13 protein-coding genes are annotated in these 16,353 nt (G+C 37.9%); 4 read left to right on the top strand and 9 right to left on the bottom strand.

What is annotated here, in order from left to right:
• Positions 1-101 precede the first annotated feature (101 nt).
• The 3 genes from ACP3T3_RS02655 to ACP3T3_RS02645 form a co-directional block, all read right to left on the bottom strand.
• Positions 102-1,586, bottom strand: coding sequence for a xylulokinase (locus ACP3T3_RS02655; RefSeq protein ID WP_426478384.1), 1,485 nt, complete (start codon positions 1,584-1,586; stop codon positions 102-104).
• A gap of 15 nt (positions 1,587-1,601) precedes the next feature.
• Positions 1,602-2,327, bottom strand: coding sequence for an NUDIX hydrolase (locus tag ACP3T3_RS02650; RefSeq protein WP_426478383.1), 726 nt, complete (start codon positions 2,325-2,327; stop codon positions 1,602-1,604).
• 832 nt (positions 2,328-3,159) lie between these two features.
• Entirely contained in the window at positions 3,160-4,455 is a 1,296-nt protein-coding gene (locus tag ACP3T3_RS02645; RefSeq protein ID WP_426479933.1) for a cryptochrome/photolyase family protein, read from the bottom strand.
• Positions 4,456-4,652: 197 nt separating this feature from the next.
• Between ACP3T3_RS02645 and ACP3T3_RS02640 the strand changes: the two genes are divergently transcribed.
• On the top strand, positions 4,653-4,895 hold the full coding sequence (locus tag ACP3T3_RS02640; RefSeq protein ID WP_426478382.1) for a hypothetical protein: 243 nt from the start codon (positions 4,653-4,655) through the stop codon (positions 4,893-4,895).
• A gap of 120 nt (positions 4,896-5,015) precedes the next feature.
• Here the strand turns inward: ACP3T3_RS02640 and ACP3T3_RS02635 are convergent, their stop codons facing one another.
• Complete coding sequence (locus ACP3T3_RS02635; RefSeq protein WP_426478381.1) at positions 5,016-5,864, bottom strand: helix-turn-helix domain-containing protein; 849 nt, start codon at positions 5,862-5,864, stop codon at positions 5,016-5,018.
• 71 nt (positions 5,865-5,935) lie between these two features.
• On the opposite strand from ACP3T3_RS02635, the gene ACP3T3_RS02630 reads away from it, so the two are divergent.
• A complete protein-coding gene (locus ACP3T3_RS02630; protein ID WP_426478380.1) occupies positions 5,936-7,312 on the top strand; it encodes an MFS transporter in 1,377 nt (458 codons plus the stop codon).
• A gap of 23 nt (positions 7,313-7,335) precedes the next feature.
• A complete protein-coding gene (locus ACP3T3_RS02625; protein WP_426478379.1) occupies positions 7,336-7,740 on the top strand; it encodes a hypothetical protein in 405 nt (134 codons plus the stop codon).
• 109 nt (positions 7,741-7,849) lie between these two features.
• Here the strand turns inward: ACP3T3_RS02625 and ACP3T3_RS02620 are convergent, their stop codons facing one another.
• The 3 genes from ACP3T3_RS02620 to ACP3T3_RS02610 all read right to left on the bottom strand — a co-directional run bounded on the left by ACP3T3_RS02620 (position 7,850) and on the right by ACP3T3_RS02610 (position 10,998).
• Positions 7,850-9,007, bottom strand: a complete 1,158-nt coding sequence (locus ACP3T3_RS02620) for an MFS transporter (RefSeq protein ID WP_426478378.1) — start codon at positions 9,005-9,007, stop codon at positions 7,850-7,852.
• Positions 9,008-9,210: 203 nt separating this feature from the next.
• Positions 9,211-10,125 carry a helix-turn-helix domain-containing protein gene (locus tag ACP3T3_RS02615; protein WP_426478377.1) on the bottom strand — a complete coding sequence of 305 codons (915 nt, stop codon included), beginning with the start codon at positions 10,123-10,125 and terminating at the stop codon, positions 9,211-9,213.
• A 75-nt stretch (positions 10,126-10,200) separates the two neighbouring features.
• The gene (locus ACP3T3_RS02610; protein ID WP_426478376.1) at positions 10,201-10,998 is read right to left on the bottom strand and encodes an SDR family oxidoreductase; all 798 of its coding nucleotides are present in this window, start codon (positions 10,996-10,998) and stop codon (positions 10,201-10,203) included.
• Positions 10,999-11,133: 135 nt separating this feature from the next.
• On the opposite strand from ACP3T3_RS02610, the gene ACP3T3_RS02605 reads away from it, so the two are divergent.
• Complete coding sequence (locus tag ACP3T3_RS02605; protein ID WP_426478375.1) at positions 11,134-14,475, top strand: SNF2-related protein; 3,342 nt, start codon at positions 11,134-11,136, stop codon at positions 14,473-14,475.
• A 173-nt stretch (positions 14,476-14,648) separates the two neighbouring features.
• On the opposite strand, the gene ACP3T3_RS02600 is transcribed toward ACP3T3_RS02605, so the two are convergent.
• A complete protein-coding gene (locus ACP3T3_RS02600) occupies positions 14,649-14,816 on the bottom strand; it encodes a hypothetical protein (protein WP_426478374.1) in 168 nt (55 codons plus the stop codon).
• A gap of 240 nt (positions 14,817-15,056) precedes the next feature.
• A complete protein-coding gene (locus tag ACP3T3_RS02595) occupies positions 15,057-16,232 on the bottom strand; it encodes an acetyl-CoA C-acyltransferase (protein WP_426478373.1) in 1,176 nt (391 codons plus the stop codon).
• Positions 16,233-16,353: the final 121 nt, after the last annotated feature.

Raw genomic sequence — 16,353 nt, 5'->3', positions numbered from 1 at the left:
ATTTGATTATTTTTAATTTGTTTTAATTTTTTGCGTAGAGATCCCCTTCTCACTGATTCTTAAAAGTCAGTAAGAGGATGAAAAATGCTGTTGTAATTCTTCTAGATTATTTCGTTAAGATGATGTTTCCATCTGGCATAGGCTTCTAAATATTGTTCTTGTTTTTCATGTTCAGGCTCTATCACCGCTATTTTTTCAAGTGAAGAAAATGCTTCTCTGGAATCTAAATAAAACCCTATTCCCATTCCGGCTGCTCTTGCCGCTCCTACCGCTCCATCGGTATCATAAAGTTCAATGACCGCATTGCTGACACTGGCTAGCGACTGGCGAAAAATCGAACTTAAAAACATGTTGGCATTTCCTGCACGGATCACCTGGATATCCATTCCGATATTTCTCATGATATCCATTCCGTATTCGTAGGAGAATACAATACCTTCCTGCGCTGCACGCAGAATATCTCCTTTTGAATGGATATTGAAGTTAATTCCGTGAATAGAGCAGCTTGTATCTTTATTTTCAAGCACTCTTTCCGCTCCGTTTCCAAAGGGAATAATACTTAATCCTTTTGAACCTATAGGTGAGAGTGAAGCCATATCATTCATATCACCGTAAGATGAGAGCGAGGTTGCGAAATTATGCTTTAACCAGGAGTTTAAAATACCGGTTCCGTTGATACACAATAAAACTCCCAACCTGATCTGTTCCGGCGTGTAATTGACATGGGCAAATGTATTGACCCTGGATAATTTATCATATTCCAGCTGGTCCAGCACTCCATAAACCACTCCTGAAGTTCCTGCAGTAGAGGCAATTTCTCCGGGATTAAAAACATTCAGGGAAAGTGCATTGTTGGGCTGGTCCCCTGCTCTGTATGAAATAGGGGTACCTTCTTTTAACCCAAGCTCCTCAGCTGCTTGTCTGGAAACCACAGCCTGAATACCGAATGTAGGGACAATTTCCGGGAAAAAACTTTTGGGAATTCCATAGTAATTAAGAATATCTTCTGAAATACAGTTGTTTTTAAAATCCCAGAAGATTCCTTCTGATAAACCTTCGATAGTCATTCCTATCTGTCCGGACAGTCTCATCGCAATATAGTCTCCCGGAAGCATTATTTTATCTATTTTTTCAAAAATTTCCGGCTCGTTTTCTTTTACCCATGCCAGCTTTGATGCGGTAAAATTCCCTGGTGAATTTAAAAGCTGTGACAGGCATTTTTCCTCTCCTATTGTTTTGAAGGCTTTCTCACCATACGGAACAGCACGGCTGTCACACCAGATAATTGACGGCCTTAGAAGGTTCTGGTCTTTGTCTACCAGAATCAACCCATGCATCTGCCAGGTAATTCCGATTCCTTTAATATCTTCAGCATGTACTCCGGATTCATGCATAACAGCTTCATGTGCCAATTTCAGATTGATCCACCAGTCGACCGGGTTTTGTTCTGCCCATCCCGGATTTATAGCAGTGATTTTCATTTCTTTTTTTGGAGAAAATTCAGAAGCAATCACTTTTCCACTGGATGCCTCAATGAGACAAACTTTCACAGAAGAGCTGCCAATGTCATAGCCTAGTAAGTACATAATTTTTTAAAAAGGTTATTTTATAAGTTTTGTATTGTTTTTCTTGTAAATCTTAGCATCAAATCTGTAATATCTTGCTGCACGGTGTGATACATCTTTTTGAATTTCATCCAGGGGAACAATATAAGGGAATGAAGATATTTTTTTATGGAAATTCTTAATGTCAATATTTTTTTCACTTAAAGCACTGTAGAGCTGATAGAGCTGCCTGATGGTAAATCTTTTCGGGAGCAGCTCGAAAATAATGGAGAAATCTGATTCAATCCATTTTCTAATCTCTATCAGGGATTCATTGATAATTTTGTTATGATCAAAAGGCAATACCGGAACCTCATCAATAGGATACCAGTCTACGGTATCATATTTTGTACTGTTGATCTTATGATCTATTTTGCAAAGGGAAAGATAGGCCACTGTAATAATTCTGTCTATATGATGCTTGTATTCTTTATCCATCCATTTTATATCATGTACATTGCTTGCCCTCATAGGGTCAGCAAAGCATCTGAACTGCTTAAGAACCATTTTTTTAATCCCTGTAAGTTCATGAAGGACTCTTTGTGCGGCATCATCCACATCTTCGTCACTAAAGATCAAACTGCCCGGCAGCTTAATTTGTTTTTCCAATGGAATGTCATCAACATGGCGCTGCACTAATAAGATATTCAACCGGTTTTCATGGTCGAATCCGAAAACAACACAATCTACAGAGACATACGTATGAATAAAGTTCTGATTCATTAGTTCGTTAACATTTTGGTAACATTACAAATATAAAAATTCATCTGAATAAAAAAAACAAATCCACCATTATCTACTGCATATCAACATATTACATATCGATTTTTTATGATATGAATTGTATAAAAAATATGATAAGGTTATCATGAATTTAACACTTACTTATTTCATAAGACATGAATTCACAATTAATTGCAATGCAAATAAGTGCCAGAAAAAAATTCTGTTTTCAAAATAAATAGTATGATAAGAAGAACTTATTTTTTTTTAAAATAAGATGAAAAAAAAATGTAAAAACCACACTTTTAATTAACAAAAAGCAATCAAAAACCTGTTTTACATTACCATTTTTTCTACTCTATTCATGAAGAATTACGAAATAAGGAATTTAGGAAGTAAAAATACCCGGACTTTACAAGCATTATAAATCCTAATTGAATGAGCTGTTACAATAAATGATGTTCTTTCATTTATATTTATATAATGTTATAGGAAATCAGCAATAATATTGTTTTAATATGCGGATACAAAAGGTTATTTGTCTGACACAATCTATATTATGAAAATTTTTCCAAAAAAAACCTCCCGAATCATCGGAAGGTTATACTGTAATTTGTCAGAAATATGAAATTTCGATGGGCAAATATAACTAAGGATGTATACCGGCGGGTATGATTTGAATCATACTGCTAAGAAAAACGGTTATTATGTATAAATACTTCAGCTTTTCTTTCTTATTACTTTAGATTTACCAAAAGTAACTTCATCTTACCTATCAATTGGTGATGCCGGTAACTTTTTGCCACCGGACATTTTGCTGGTATCAAATTGTTTAGGCCAGTGCTTTTTTGTATTCGGATAAAGCTCTTTCCCGGGCAAAAGTATGTTCTACTATTGGTGAAGGATATGCTGGTGTATTCCACTCCGGGAGCCATTTTTTGATATAGACCAATTCTTTATCAAATTTTTCCATCTGAGCGGTGGGATTAAAAACCCTGAAATAAGGTGCCGCATCACAGCCGCTTCCTGCTGCCCACTGCCAGTTCCCGTTATTGGCAGACAGATCATAATCATTCAGTTTTAAGGCAAAATACGCTTCCCCCCATCGCCAGTCGATCAGAAGATGCTTGCATAAGAAACTTGCCACAATCATTCTTACCCGGTTATGCATGTAGCCTGTCTGATTGAGTTCTCTGATTCCGGCATCTACGATCGGGTAACCTGTAGTTCCTTCGCACCAGTGCTTAAACTCTTCTTCATTATTCCGCCAACGGATATTGTCATACTGACTTTTAAACGATTGATGAACAACCTGAGGAAAATGATACAGAATCTGCATAAAAAATTCACGCCAGATCAGCTCTGAAAGCCATACAGCATTATGTTTCAATGCAAAAGCCACGCATTTTCTGATGCTGATGGTGCCAAAACGTAACGCAATTCCAAGCTGTGTGGTATGCTGTAATGCCGGATAATCACGAAACTGATCATAGTTATCTATAATGGAAGCATCCAGAACAGGTTCTGTGAAGGTTAGCCCTGTTTTTTTGAAACCTGTTTCCTTTAAAGAAAGAATGGCAGCATACTCCTGGGGGAAAAGGTTTTTAAGATTTACATTAAACGATTGGTAGTGTTCAGGCGCTAATGCTTCCCGCCATTTCTTTGCAAAAGGGGTGTAAACCGTGTAGGGTGAGCCGTCTTTTTTAATAATCTGGTCTTTATCAAAAATTACCTGATCTTTATAGGCTTTAAAAGGAATATGCTTTTCTCTGAAAAAATAATAGATTCCCTTGTCTCTTTCAATCGCCTGAGGTTCATAATCCCTGTTGCAGAAAACGCCTGAAACATCATATTCTTCAAATAGTTTTTTGAATATCTCTATAGGTTTACCACAGTAGGTATTAACTTTTGAATGGTACTTTTTCAAGGAAATATTGATATTCTCCAAAGCCTGATGGATATAATCAACCCTGCGGTCTTCTTTATCCTCCAGCTTCCCGAGAATATCGGTATCAAATATAAAAATGGGCATTACAGGAGCATCAGATTGAAGTGCATGATGCAGACCTGTATTATCTTCCAGCCTTAAATCACGTCTGAACCAGAAAAGGGTAATGGTATTTTTCATAGGAGTTCGTTTCAGTTTCATTGATTATTTCCTGTTTATAGAAATGCTTTCATAACGAAGGATAAATATACAGATTTTAACCTATAAATAATTTTAGTAATCCGGATTGTATGGCGTTATCATTGCCATTTTTATGATGATATGAATTAAAATTTTCCGACATTTGCTCAGATTTAATTGAATAGAAACTCACGGCAATGGAAGAATTTGAAGTACCGGTAACTTATAAGGGTGAAGAGCTGCTTTTCAACGGAAAGCTTGCCACTTTTTCTTATGGATATAAATTATATGTGGATGTTGACGGCACAGAAGTCGTTATTGAACGTGATGATCATGGTGACCTAAGAGCTCTTTTACCGGACGCAGCTTCAGAAAAAACAGTAGATAAAGGCCTTATTGAAGCGATTATTGAGGTGTTTAAAGAACTTCAGGTTTTATAATTCATTATGAATAAAAAAAGATCGCCTCAAAAGTCAAATAATAGAGTCAACTATATAGTTAACTTTATATTTTTTTTACCAGGAATTAAAAATTATTGAAAAGGCTGAAACATAAAAGCTTTATTTGAAATTCTTCCTGTATTCGCCGGGAGTAACTCCCCTATGTTTTTTAAAAAGTTTGGAAAGATGACTCTCATCACTGAACTGGAGTTCATAAGCAATTTCACTTAGCCGTACGCTGCTGTATTTTAAATAGGTTTCCACCAGCTTCAATCTGTAATCCAGCAGATAATCCTGGTAGGAAACTCCCGTCTGCTGTTTAAAATATTCCCCGAAATAATTCCCGGAAATTCCAAAATGACCGGCAATAACCTGAATTCCGGTTTTCTCACGATCTTTTATATGCTGCTGAATATAAGCAACGATCTTCATGATAGAAAAAGCTTTCCGGTTTTCCTGAAGCCCAGATGTTTCACTTTGAATGATATTTCTGGCTATCAGATTCAGAAGGATCGACATGCAGTTGCGGATAATAAGATAATCTTCCGCTTTATTTTTGAACTCATAGGCGATCTGCAGGATAAGGGTTTCAGCAAATTTTTCATCATTTTTATCCCTGAAGACACATCCAGCTCTCGCATGATAATTATGGCTGATGTATTGAAGTTTATACAAATTCTCGCAACTTTCAATACGGTCTGCCTCCAGCCGGATTTTATCAATAAAATCAAGCGGACACCGGATACTGATAAATTCTGCAGCTTCACTCCTGAAACAATATGTTTCCTGCTGTGGAATGATGAAAAGTTTACCCTCTGTAAAATTAATACTGCGGTCATCATACACCAGGGTACCTGTCCCTTTAACAATATAAATGAATGAGAAAAAAGTCTTTGTTTTAAATACGAAGTCTTCTTCTTTCAGTTGTATTTCCCTTACATCAATTCCTTCAAGGGGCAGTCCTTTCATAACACACTGTATTTTCCTCCAAAAGTACAATTTTAACAGAATATAAGCGGGTAATTTTGCCTAAAAAAAATATGAATACCTATCCGAAACGATGGCAGGCACTTAATTTTCTGATTGCAGGTGCTTTTCTCTCACCGCTGGATTATTTTATCGTCAATATGGCTTTGCCTTCTATTAAAAAAGCCTTCAACGCCAGTGATCATGAGCTACAGATGGTTATCGCCATTTACGGCCTTACCTATGCTGCACTTGTTGTTTGCGGGGGACGCCTTGGAGATATTTACGGCCGTAAAAAGGTTTTTATTACAGGATTATACACTTTCCTGTTTTCATCCCTGGCCTGTGCTTTTTCACCGGATGTTACCCGGCTGATTATTTTCAGACTGTTCCAGGGTGTAGGAGCATCACTGCTAGCTCCACAGGTATTGGCCTCTATAAAAGACATTTTCAGCAGTGACGAACAGCCTAAAGCAGTAAGCCTTTTCAGTTCTGTATTTGGCCTTGCTTCAGTAATCGGACAGTTGTTTGGAGGACTTCTCTTAAGCATGCATTGGGGACATTTTTCATGGGAAATGGTATTTCTTGTAAATGTGCCCGTTACGGTGATCTGTATTACGGGAATTCATTTTACGATGAACAACAGTAATAAAAAAGAGCAAACAGGTATTGATTTTACCGGAGCTTTATTATTAATTTTTGCTTTGCTAATGCTTATCTGCCCTCTTATTTTCGGACAGAAATTTGAATGGACCTGGTGGATTTTCGGGATTCTTTTTGCAGGAATTTTAGTATTCATTTCGTTTTTAAAATATGAAAAGAGACAAGTGCAAAAAAGCCGTCCGGTACTTATAGATCCTGGATTGCTGCAGCAAAAACCTTTTGCATTCAGTCTTCTGATTATTTTCTTTTATAATTTCACTGCGGGTTTATTCATTTGTTATCCCTATTATCTTCAGCAGTTTCTTCATCAAAACTCAATGCAGACAGGTTTAGCGATAGTTCCTTACGGACTTGCCTTTTTCCTAGCTCCTCTGGTAACTTCGCGGATAAAAATGACCACAGCAAAAATGATCTATACAGGATTGGGATTATTGATGACCGGTTTTATAACGAGCGCACTGGTTTTTCATTTTCAGCAAAAACCATCTTTAATCACTCATATCACTTTGTTTATCGCCGGATTCGGACACGGTACCATCATGCCGGTTATGATGCGGACAGCCATTTCTTTGGTCTCCAGGGATAAAGCAGGCCAGGCTTCAGGACTTGTAAGTATAGGTATTCAGATTGGAAGTGTTAGCGGCGGAGCTATTATCGGTACTTTATTTTTTAATCTCATAGAAGTTCTGGGATTTACGGAAGCATTTGCCATAGCTGCAGGAATGATCGGAATTTTTCAGCTTATCGGACTATGGGCAGGAAGCAGATTAACGAAAATTATCAATTAAAATATAATTTAAAACAAAAAAATATGATACATTTAAATATGAACAGCACAGAAAAAATAACCTGGGAAATAGTAGAGTTCCATAAAAATATCGAGAAATGGTTTCAGGGGAAAACAGAAAACCGCGAGGCTCTTTACAGTAAGCTGTTGTCCGGATTCTCACCTGAATTTAAGATGATCAATGGAAATGGTGATGCAGTCACCTTATCAATGCTTTCAGAATGGCTTCCATCGGTATTTGGAAAATTTCCGGGGCGAAATATTCAGGTGGAAAATATTGAAGTGAATTATTCGGATGATCACGGACTTGCCACCTATACTGAAACGCAGGTAACAGGAGAAATCACAACCCAAAGAACATCATCAGCTATTTTTCTGCTGAATAAAGAAAAAGCCCTGTGGCTTCATCTTATAGAAAGCTGGATATAACATCTTTATACCTGCTGAACCACCATTAACAGCCCTGATTATCTGAGGATATGCAGGGCTGTACACTTTACCAAACACTTAAGGGGTCAAACTTCCCCAAAAATACCAGTTACGATTTTCTGAATACCTTCATCTGCCCGGCCATAATCGCCAGTAGAATTCCAAAACAGGCAAAAAGACCGTATGAATACCTGAGATCAAAACTATCCGCAATATATCCGATAAGAGGCGGCCCCATAAGAAACCCCAAAAATGAGATGCTGGAAACAAATGATAAGGCAATGCTGGGAGCTACCGTACTCACCTTTCCTACCGTACTGTACACAGACGGTACACTCAGTGAGCTTCCAAGACCAATAATCATAAAAGCAATAATACAAATCCAGAGTTCCGGGAAGAAAACACTTAGAAAAAGCCCTCCGCTCATCAGTAAGCCACAACATTGCAAAACGATCTTTTTCCCATATCTTTCAATGATTTTATTCCCGATAAAACGGCCTAAAGTCATCATTAAGATAAAACTTGTATATCCCAGTATCACAAGGTTTTCAGGTGCTTTAACTATAGTCTGAAAATAAACCCCGCTCCAGTCGAACATTGCTCCTTCAATCACCATGCTCAGGAATCCTATAATTCCCAATCCAACCAGTGTAGGGTTCACAGCCTTGAATATTGACCGGGTTTGAGGCTCTGCTTTATGGATAATATTGGTAAGATTTCTTTTACTGTAGAACCAAAGTATTCCTACCAGAATGAAAATAACAACAAAATGGTAAAAAGTTCCTACATGAAGATTAATCATTAATAACCCTACTACGGCTCCTGTAAGTCCTGCAAAGCACCATGCTCCATGATATGATGACAGCAGGGTTCTTTTGGTCATAGATTCTATTTCAATCGCCTGTGTATTGATCGCGATATTGCACATATTCCCGGATACTCCAAAGAAAAACAGAACAACTGCCAAAGTCCAGTACGAAGGCGACAAACCAATTAATAAAAGAAAAAAGGGATACAGTAAAAAACACTTTTTAATAATCCCACTGCTTCCGTAAATGCTGATCAGTTTACCCGCCAAAACCATCGTTGAAAGCTGCCCGACAGGCATCAGAAGCAACAGAGTTCCCAACTCTGCCTCAGTGATCGAAAGAGCATTTTTGATGATAGGAATCCGGCTGGCCCAGGAAGAAAAAACAAGTCCATGGGCAAAGAAAAGTAAGAAACAGGCTGTCGGCATTTTTGCATTAAAAGATTCTCTCTCGTTCATGATAACAGGGTGATAAAATTCTTTTGCAAAGTTAGATACGCACACCCGTTAAAATATAGTCCGTTTTTGTCATTTTTGCGTTCCATTTTAACCAATAAGCAAGAATATATTTTTGCCAACCCTTAAATCCGGTATCTTTTCTCTTTATGAATTATTATTTTCTGAATAAAAAACACCCGGCATTTGAACCGGGTGATTGATATTTAATTAAAAGACTGTCTGTAACTCAGAGGTGTTTTATCTGTTTTCTTTTTAAACAGCTTATTGAATGACTGCGGATGCTCAAATCCCAGTGCATAAGCTACTTCAGATACAGAAAAGCCTGTAGTGGTAAGGTATTCTTTGGCCTTTTCAATCAGTTTTTCATGAATATGCTGCTGGGCATTCAGGCCGGTAAGGTTACGAAGCATGTCACTCAGATAATGGGGAGAGACATTGAGCGTGGAAGCCAGAAACTCAACGGTAGGAAGCCCTTTATTTAATGTTTCCTGCTGGTTGAAATAATCTTCCAGCACCGTATCCATTTTGGTCAGCAAATCATGATTAACGGCCTTTCTGGTAATAAACTGCCTTTTATAAAAGCGATTGCTGTAATTGAGAAGAACGTCAATATAAGAAACAATAACATCCTGACTTACTTCGTCAATGGCCGTATTCAATTCATATTCAATGCTATCCAACAGTCCTGTTACCGTATTTTTTTCCTGATCAGAAAGATGCAGTGCCTCATTGGTATCATAAGAAAAGAAACCGAAGTTCTTAATATTCTTAGCTAAAGGATAGCTTCTGATAAAATCCGGGTGTACGAGTAAAGTATAGCCGCAGTATTCCGCATTCTCATCGGTTGAAAGAACCTGTCCGGGGGCAGTGAACATCATTCCTCCCTCATTGAAATCATAATATCCCTGGCCATATCCCATTTTCCCGTTGGTAGAATATTTATAAGAGATTTTATAAAAATCCAGAATAAAGCTTCTCTTCAGCATATCTTTTTTGATGCTCATGGTCGTATTATCCACAAGACTTACCAATGGATGAAGCGGTTTGGGAAGCTGTAATATATTGTGCAGTTCCGATATGGATGAAATTTTCAAAGGGATGCTGTCTTTCTTTTCCATGATATAAAATTATAAATTATTGAATGAAAAGGCAGTATAAAGTAAATTTATTTATACTGTCTTTCAAAATACTGATTAAACAAACTGTTTTCTAAACTCTTCTCTGAATGCCTCATCGCCTAATTCAAGACGTTGTGCATAGATCGCTTTGGCATCTTCTCCTGCCACATATCTCAACTGCTTTTTGCCGTCTGTAGCAGCCTCATACACTACTTCTGCAATCTGTTCAGGTGTAGAAGCAGCTTCCATCATTCCTTCCATTTTAGAAAACAGAGAATGGGTCATCTCTTCATAAGCAGGACTTGATGCTGAATCCAGAGAACGGCTTACAAAATCGGTCTTGATTCCTCCGGGAGAAACCGTTTTAATATCAATTCCCAACGTATTAAGTTCAAAAGCTAAACTTTCGCTCCAACCCTCAAGCGCCCATTTGGTAGCGTGATAAGTAGAACCTAAAGGGAAAGCAACCAGTCCTCCTATAGACGTTGTAGAAATGAACATTCCTTTTTTCTGCTCTCTGAAGTAAGGAATAAATGCCTGTGTAACGCGTATAACCCCTAATAAATTCGTGTTCAGCTGTTTTACGATCTGATCATCAGTAAGGGCTTCCAAAGGTCCTATTAAGCCATATCCTGCATTATTGTACACTACATCAATGTCTCCAAGCTCCAGCGCCTGTTGTACGGTAGACTGTATCTGTTCCGGATTGGTAACATCCAGCGGAAGTACAGTTACGTTCTCCAAAGCGGCAAGGTCGGCGGCTGCTTCAGGGTTTCTCATGGTAGCGATAACTTTCCATCCGTTGTTTTGAAATAATTGGGCAGTTGCTTTACCTAATCCTGTAGAAGCACCTGTTATAAAAATTGTTTTCATTTTTTTTTGGTTTAAAATTACAGGACAAAGGTCTGCATTACAGGAAATACCGGAGTTGCCAAAATGGGGTAAGCTGTAGCCAAAACGGATTCTCCAATACATTTGTTTTTTGTAAGTTTGTCACCATCTATTTTTATGGCAGAATATATTCTTGACAACATCAATATCAGTACACTTTCCGTATACGACCTGCTGAAACATACCTCAGACAGTACATTTATCGGGATCAGGGATTTTCGTGAAATCTATCCCGTTGCTATTGAAAATAATTCAGGAATATTTACAAAACAGTCATCATTACAGGATTTTCCGATGGTTACCATCAGCAAAATAGGCAGTTCACTGCTTTGCTCCTGTACCTGTGATCATCCTAAAGACCAGCTTTGCTCTCATCAGGCAGAAATTATCCACTGCATTATTGAGGATAAAAATTACCTTTTGTTTTTTGATGAAACTCTACGCAAAAAAACATTGCTGCCTAAAGCTAAAGGATATGGTCTTGAAAACGAACCGGATCTGGATCAATATTTTAAGGTGGAATATGCCGATGGTAAACTTGAAATACTTCCCAAGATCAAGGAAATGCTTCCTGTAGATGATGTGATACTGGCAGGAGCTCTTCTTTCCCAGCTTCCTTCTAAACTGGATGAACTGGCCGTACTGGAAACAGGTAAAAAACAAATATTGGTTATCGGTAAACACCGTTATTACAATCATATGACCTTTTCGCTCATGGAGGCAGAAATAACACAGACAGGGAAAATAAAAAATCCTGTCACTCCTGTAGATGCCATGCAGCTGATATGGAAAGCAGAGAAGCCAAAAGACATCAAATTTTATACTGCCATTACCTCTTTCCAGAATAATTACAATGAAGATTACAATCCATCAGAACTGGAAGCTTTAAAGCTCATTGTACAGAATCCTCTGGAACTGGAAGTCTATTATCACGACCGTGAAATTGCTGAAACAGTTTCCGCAAAGTCACTTTGTCAGGTTGAATTAAACACTTTAGATGCGGAGGTTCAATTATCTGTATTTAAGAAAGATCCGTTTTTTGAAATAACCGGAGAATTGCTGTTTAATGACATTTCCATTCCTTTTAAAAATATTGTTCTCAGAAATGAATATTTTGTATATAACCGAAACATTTTCAGCTTTGTAGAAGATCCGGACATGCTCAGAATCATCAGGTTCTTTAAGGCTAATAATGAGATTTTGCTGATTCATTCTTCAAAATATGACGCGTTTATGAAGAATACCCTCTCCAATTTAGAAGATCGTATTCATATTAATTACAGCTATATACAGACCGCAACAAAAGTACAGCTTGAAGAAAAAAATTATCAGACTGAAAAAGTCATTTATCTCCGCCAGCAGGAGAATTATATAGGTATTACGCCCGTCATGAAATACGGAGATGTAGAAGTTCCGGTCTATTCCAGAAAGCAGCTTTTTGATACAGATCAGAATGGAAATCCGTTTAAAATAGAAAGAAATGAATCCGCAGAAGCCCGCTTTACTTCTTTGGTGATGCAGCAGCATCCGGATTTTGAAGAACAGATGGACGGCTATCAGTATTTTTATCTTCACAGGGATAAGTTCCTGGATAACAACTGGTTTCTTGAAGCATTTGAAACCTGGCGGAATGAAGGGATCATCATACTCGGTTTTAACAAGCTGAAAAACAACAAATTAAACCCTAACCGGGCTAAAATCAATATTCAGATTACCAGCGGGCTGGATTGGTTTAATGCTCAATTAAAAGTAGGATTTGGCCCAAAAGAAGCATCCTTAAAACATCTTCACCGGGCGATCCGGAATAAGAGTAAATTCGTTCAGCTGGATGACGGCAGCATGGGAATTCTCCCTGAAGAATGGATGGAAAAAATATCCGCTTACTTTCAAGCAGGAGAAATTGATGAAGAACTTTTAAAGATTCCGAAAATCAATTTTACAGAGGTTACTTCGCTGTTTGAAAAAGAAGTTCTGACCCAAGAGGTTCAGGAAGAACTCACTTCTTATTCCACGAAGTTTTCCAGCGTGAAGAATATCCCGCAAGTAGCTATTCCCGCTGCACTGAATGCTGAGCTAAGGGATTACCAGCATGACGGACTCAACTGGCTCAACTTTCTTGACGGTTTCAACTTCGGAGGATGTCTTGCGGATGATATGGGATTGGGAAAAACCATTCAGATCATTGCTTTTATTCTTTCGCAAAGAGAAAAAAGAGGACAAACCACCAATCTTATTGTGGTTCCTACTTCCCTGCTTTTCAACTGGCAGGAAGAGATCAGCAAATTTGCGCCTTCTATAAAAGTTCTGCTTCATTATGGTGCAGACCGACCAAAAACAACGGCTCATATGCCTGATTACGAAGTTGTTCTTACTACATATGGAATGCTTCTTTCCGATATCCGGTTTTTGAAAAATTTTAATTTTAATTATGTATTTCTGGACGAATCACAGGTTATTAAAAACCCAAATTCGGAAAGATACAAAGCAGCACGCCTGCTTCAATCGAGAAACAGAATTGTACTGACTGGTACGCCTGTCGAAAACAGCACTTTTGACCTTTATAGCCAGCTTTCCTTTGCCTGCCCCGGATTGTTGGGTAGTAAACAGTATTTTAAAGATATTTATGCCGTTCCTATTGATAAATTTGAGTACAGTAAGCGTGCAGTGGAGCTTCAGCAGAAGATAAAGCCATTTATCCTCAGAAGAACGAAGAAACAGGTTGCCAAAGAGCTTCCGGAAAAAACAGAAACAGTAATCTACTGTGAAATGAATACGGAACAGCGCAAGATCTACGATGCTTATGAAAAAGAACTTCGTGAGTTTATTGCAGCTAATGATGACGATGATCTGAACAAAAACAGTATGCATGTTCTTACAGGGCTTACAAGGCTCAGACAGATATGTAATTCACCCGTTTTGATGAAAGAAGGATATTCTGGTGAAAATGCTGTTAAAATCGAAATTTTGATGGAACAGATCCTTGGGAAATCAAAAGATCATAAAATCCTTGTTTTCTCTCAATTTGTCGGAATGCTGGATCTGATAAAGGCAGAATTGGAGCATCACAACATCCAGTTCGAATATTTAACGGGACAAACTAAAGACAGAGGAGAAAAAGTAGCTAATTTCCAGAAAAATGAAGATATCCGTGTGTTCCTTATCAGCTTAAAAGCTGGTGGTGTCGGTCTCAATCTTACTCAGGCAGATTATATCTACCTTGTGGATCCGTGGTGGAATCCTGCAGCTGAAAACCAGGCCATAGACCGTAGTTACCGTATAGGACAGACCAAAAATGTAATTGCTGTAAGAATGATCTGTTCCAATACTGTAGAGGAAAAAATACTTACGCTTCAAAATAAGAAGAAACAGCTGGCTCAGAATCTTCTTGCCACTGACGGAAAGAAACTTCAGGGATTTTCTAAGCAGGATCTTATGGATTTGCTGGAATCTGGTTCATAATACACGCCTAAAAATATATAAATCAGATAATTATACAAAATAAAAAAACCGACAGGTAAAGGACCTGTCGATTAAAAAACAAAAATTGATATGGATATGATTTAGATATGATGTGTCTATTTTTTAATCATCTTTTCTGTGATAAGCTTTTGATTCTTCGTCTTTAATTTTGATCAGATAAGTTCCCGGGACAAAACTGTCCATAGATTAATCGTTCCGAAATTTACATTGCTAATCATATTGCTATCAGCTCCATACTGAAAAGCCGGTGTACAATATTGCACCTGTGCATTCATCAGCAAAGCAAGTACAGTACCGGAAAGAGTAATTATTTTTTTCATTTTCTTCGTTAAATTTCTTGGGACAAATTTATATTTATTTAGAATTAATAAAAATAACAATGTAATGATATTTGTCAGTTTAGCAAAAATAGACGCTTATCAATTCTTTAGTGTTTACTAAATAATTTGATTTACTAATGGATAATCAATCCATTACAAAATAAAAAGATCCTTCTCAAAATTTGAATTCAAGAAAGATCTTTTCTAAATAAAGGAGGAAAACTAAGACTTTCAGCCTTATTAGCTTATATTTTCAATGAGAACTGCGGAAGCACCTCCTCCTCCATTACAGATGGCAGCAATTCCATACTTTCCTTTTTCCTGGCGTAAAACATTCACCAGAGTGGTCATAATTCTTGCTCCTGAAGCGCCAATTGGATGTCCTAAGGCAACGGATCCCCCATATATATTTACCCTGTTAAGACCATAACCAAGGATTTTCTGATTGGATAAAATCACGGAAGAATACGCTTCATTAATTTCGAAAAAGTCAATATCAGATAGTGTAAGGCCAGTTTGTTTCAGCAGTTTTTCAATCGCTACAGAAGGTGAAGTGGTAAACCATTCCGGAGACTGGGCTGCGTCTGCATAGGCAACTATTCTGGCCAATGGCTTCAGATTATGATGTTCTACAGCTTCAGAAGATGCTAATAGTATCGCTGCAGCTCCATCGTTCAAATTACTGGAATTGGCAGCTGTAAGAGCTCCGCCTGCCTCAAATGCAGGTTTCAGCAGAGCAATTTTCTCTGGGATCAGTTTGTCAATATCTTCATCTTTATCGACGATTGTAGTTTCTTTTTTTCCTTCAATTGATATCTGGATCAATTCATTGCTGAATTTACAGTTTTTTGAGGCTTCCTGTGCCCGCTGATATGAAAACAAAGCGTAGTCATCAAGTTCCTGTCTGGTGAGTCCATATTTTTTCACACCCAATTCGGCGGCACTTCCCATATGAAAATCATTATAAACATCCCATAGCCCGTCTTTAATCAATCCATCAGTAAGGTTGGTATCTCCCAGCTTTGTTCCCTGACGGATTTTGACATAATGCGGAACATTGCTCATGCTTTCCATTCCTCCGGTCATGACAACATCGTCAAGGCCAAGTTGAATCTGCTGAGCTCCGATCATGGCTGACTTCATTCCGGATGCACAGACTTTATTGATGGTTGTGGCATCTTTATCAACGGGAATATTAGCAAAAATCGCAGCCTGTCTCGCTGGTGACTGCCCAAGTCCCGCACTCAGTACATTTCCCATATACACACTGTCTATATGCTCCGGAGCAAGTCCGACACTTTCATAAGCATGCTGAATGGCTATTGCACCCAGCTGAGGCGCAGTAAATCCGGACAGGCTTCCTAAAAATCCACCAACAGGAGTTCGTTTTGCTGATACTATAAATACTTCTTTCATAGGTTTATTTTTAAATATACCGATCAGTATATTTTTAATTAAAAAAAATCCTCTTTTTCTTTCAAGGAATATAACAAAGATAATCAAAATATACCAATCGGTATATTGCTAACAAATAAAA

The sequence above is a fragment of the Chryseobacterium sp. CBSDS_008 genome (assembly GCF_049959325.1).
GTDB lineage: Bacteria > Bacteroidota > Bacteroidia > Flavobacteriales > Weeksellaceae > Chryseobacterium.
This window is presented reverse-complemented; position numbering and strand designations above follow the sequence as displayed.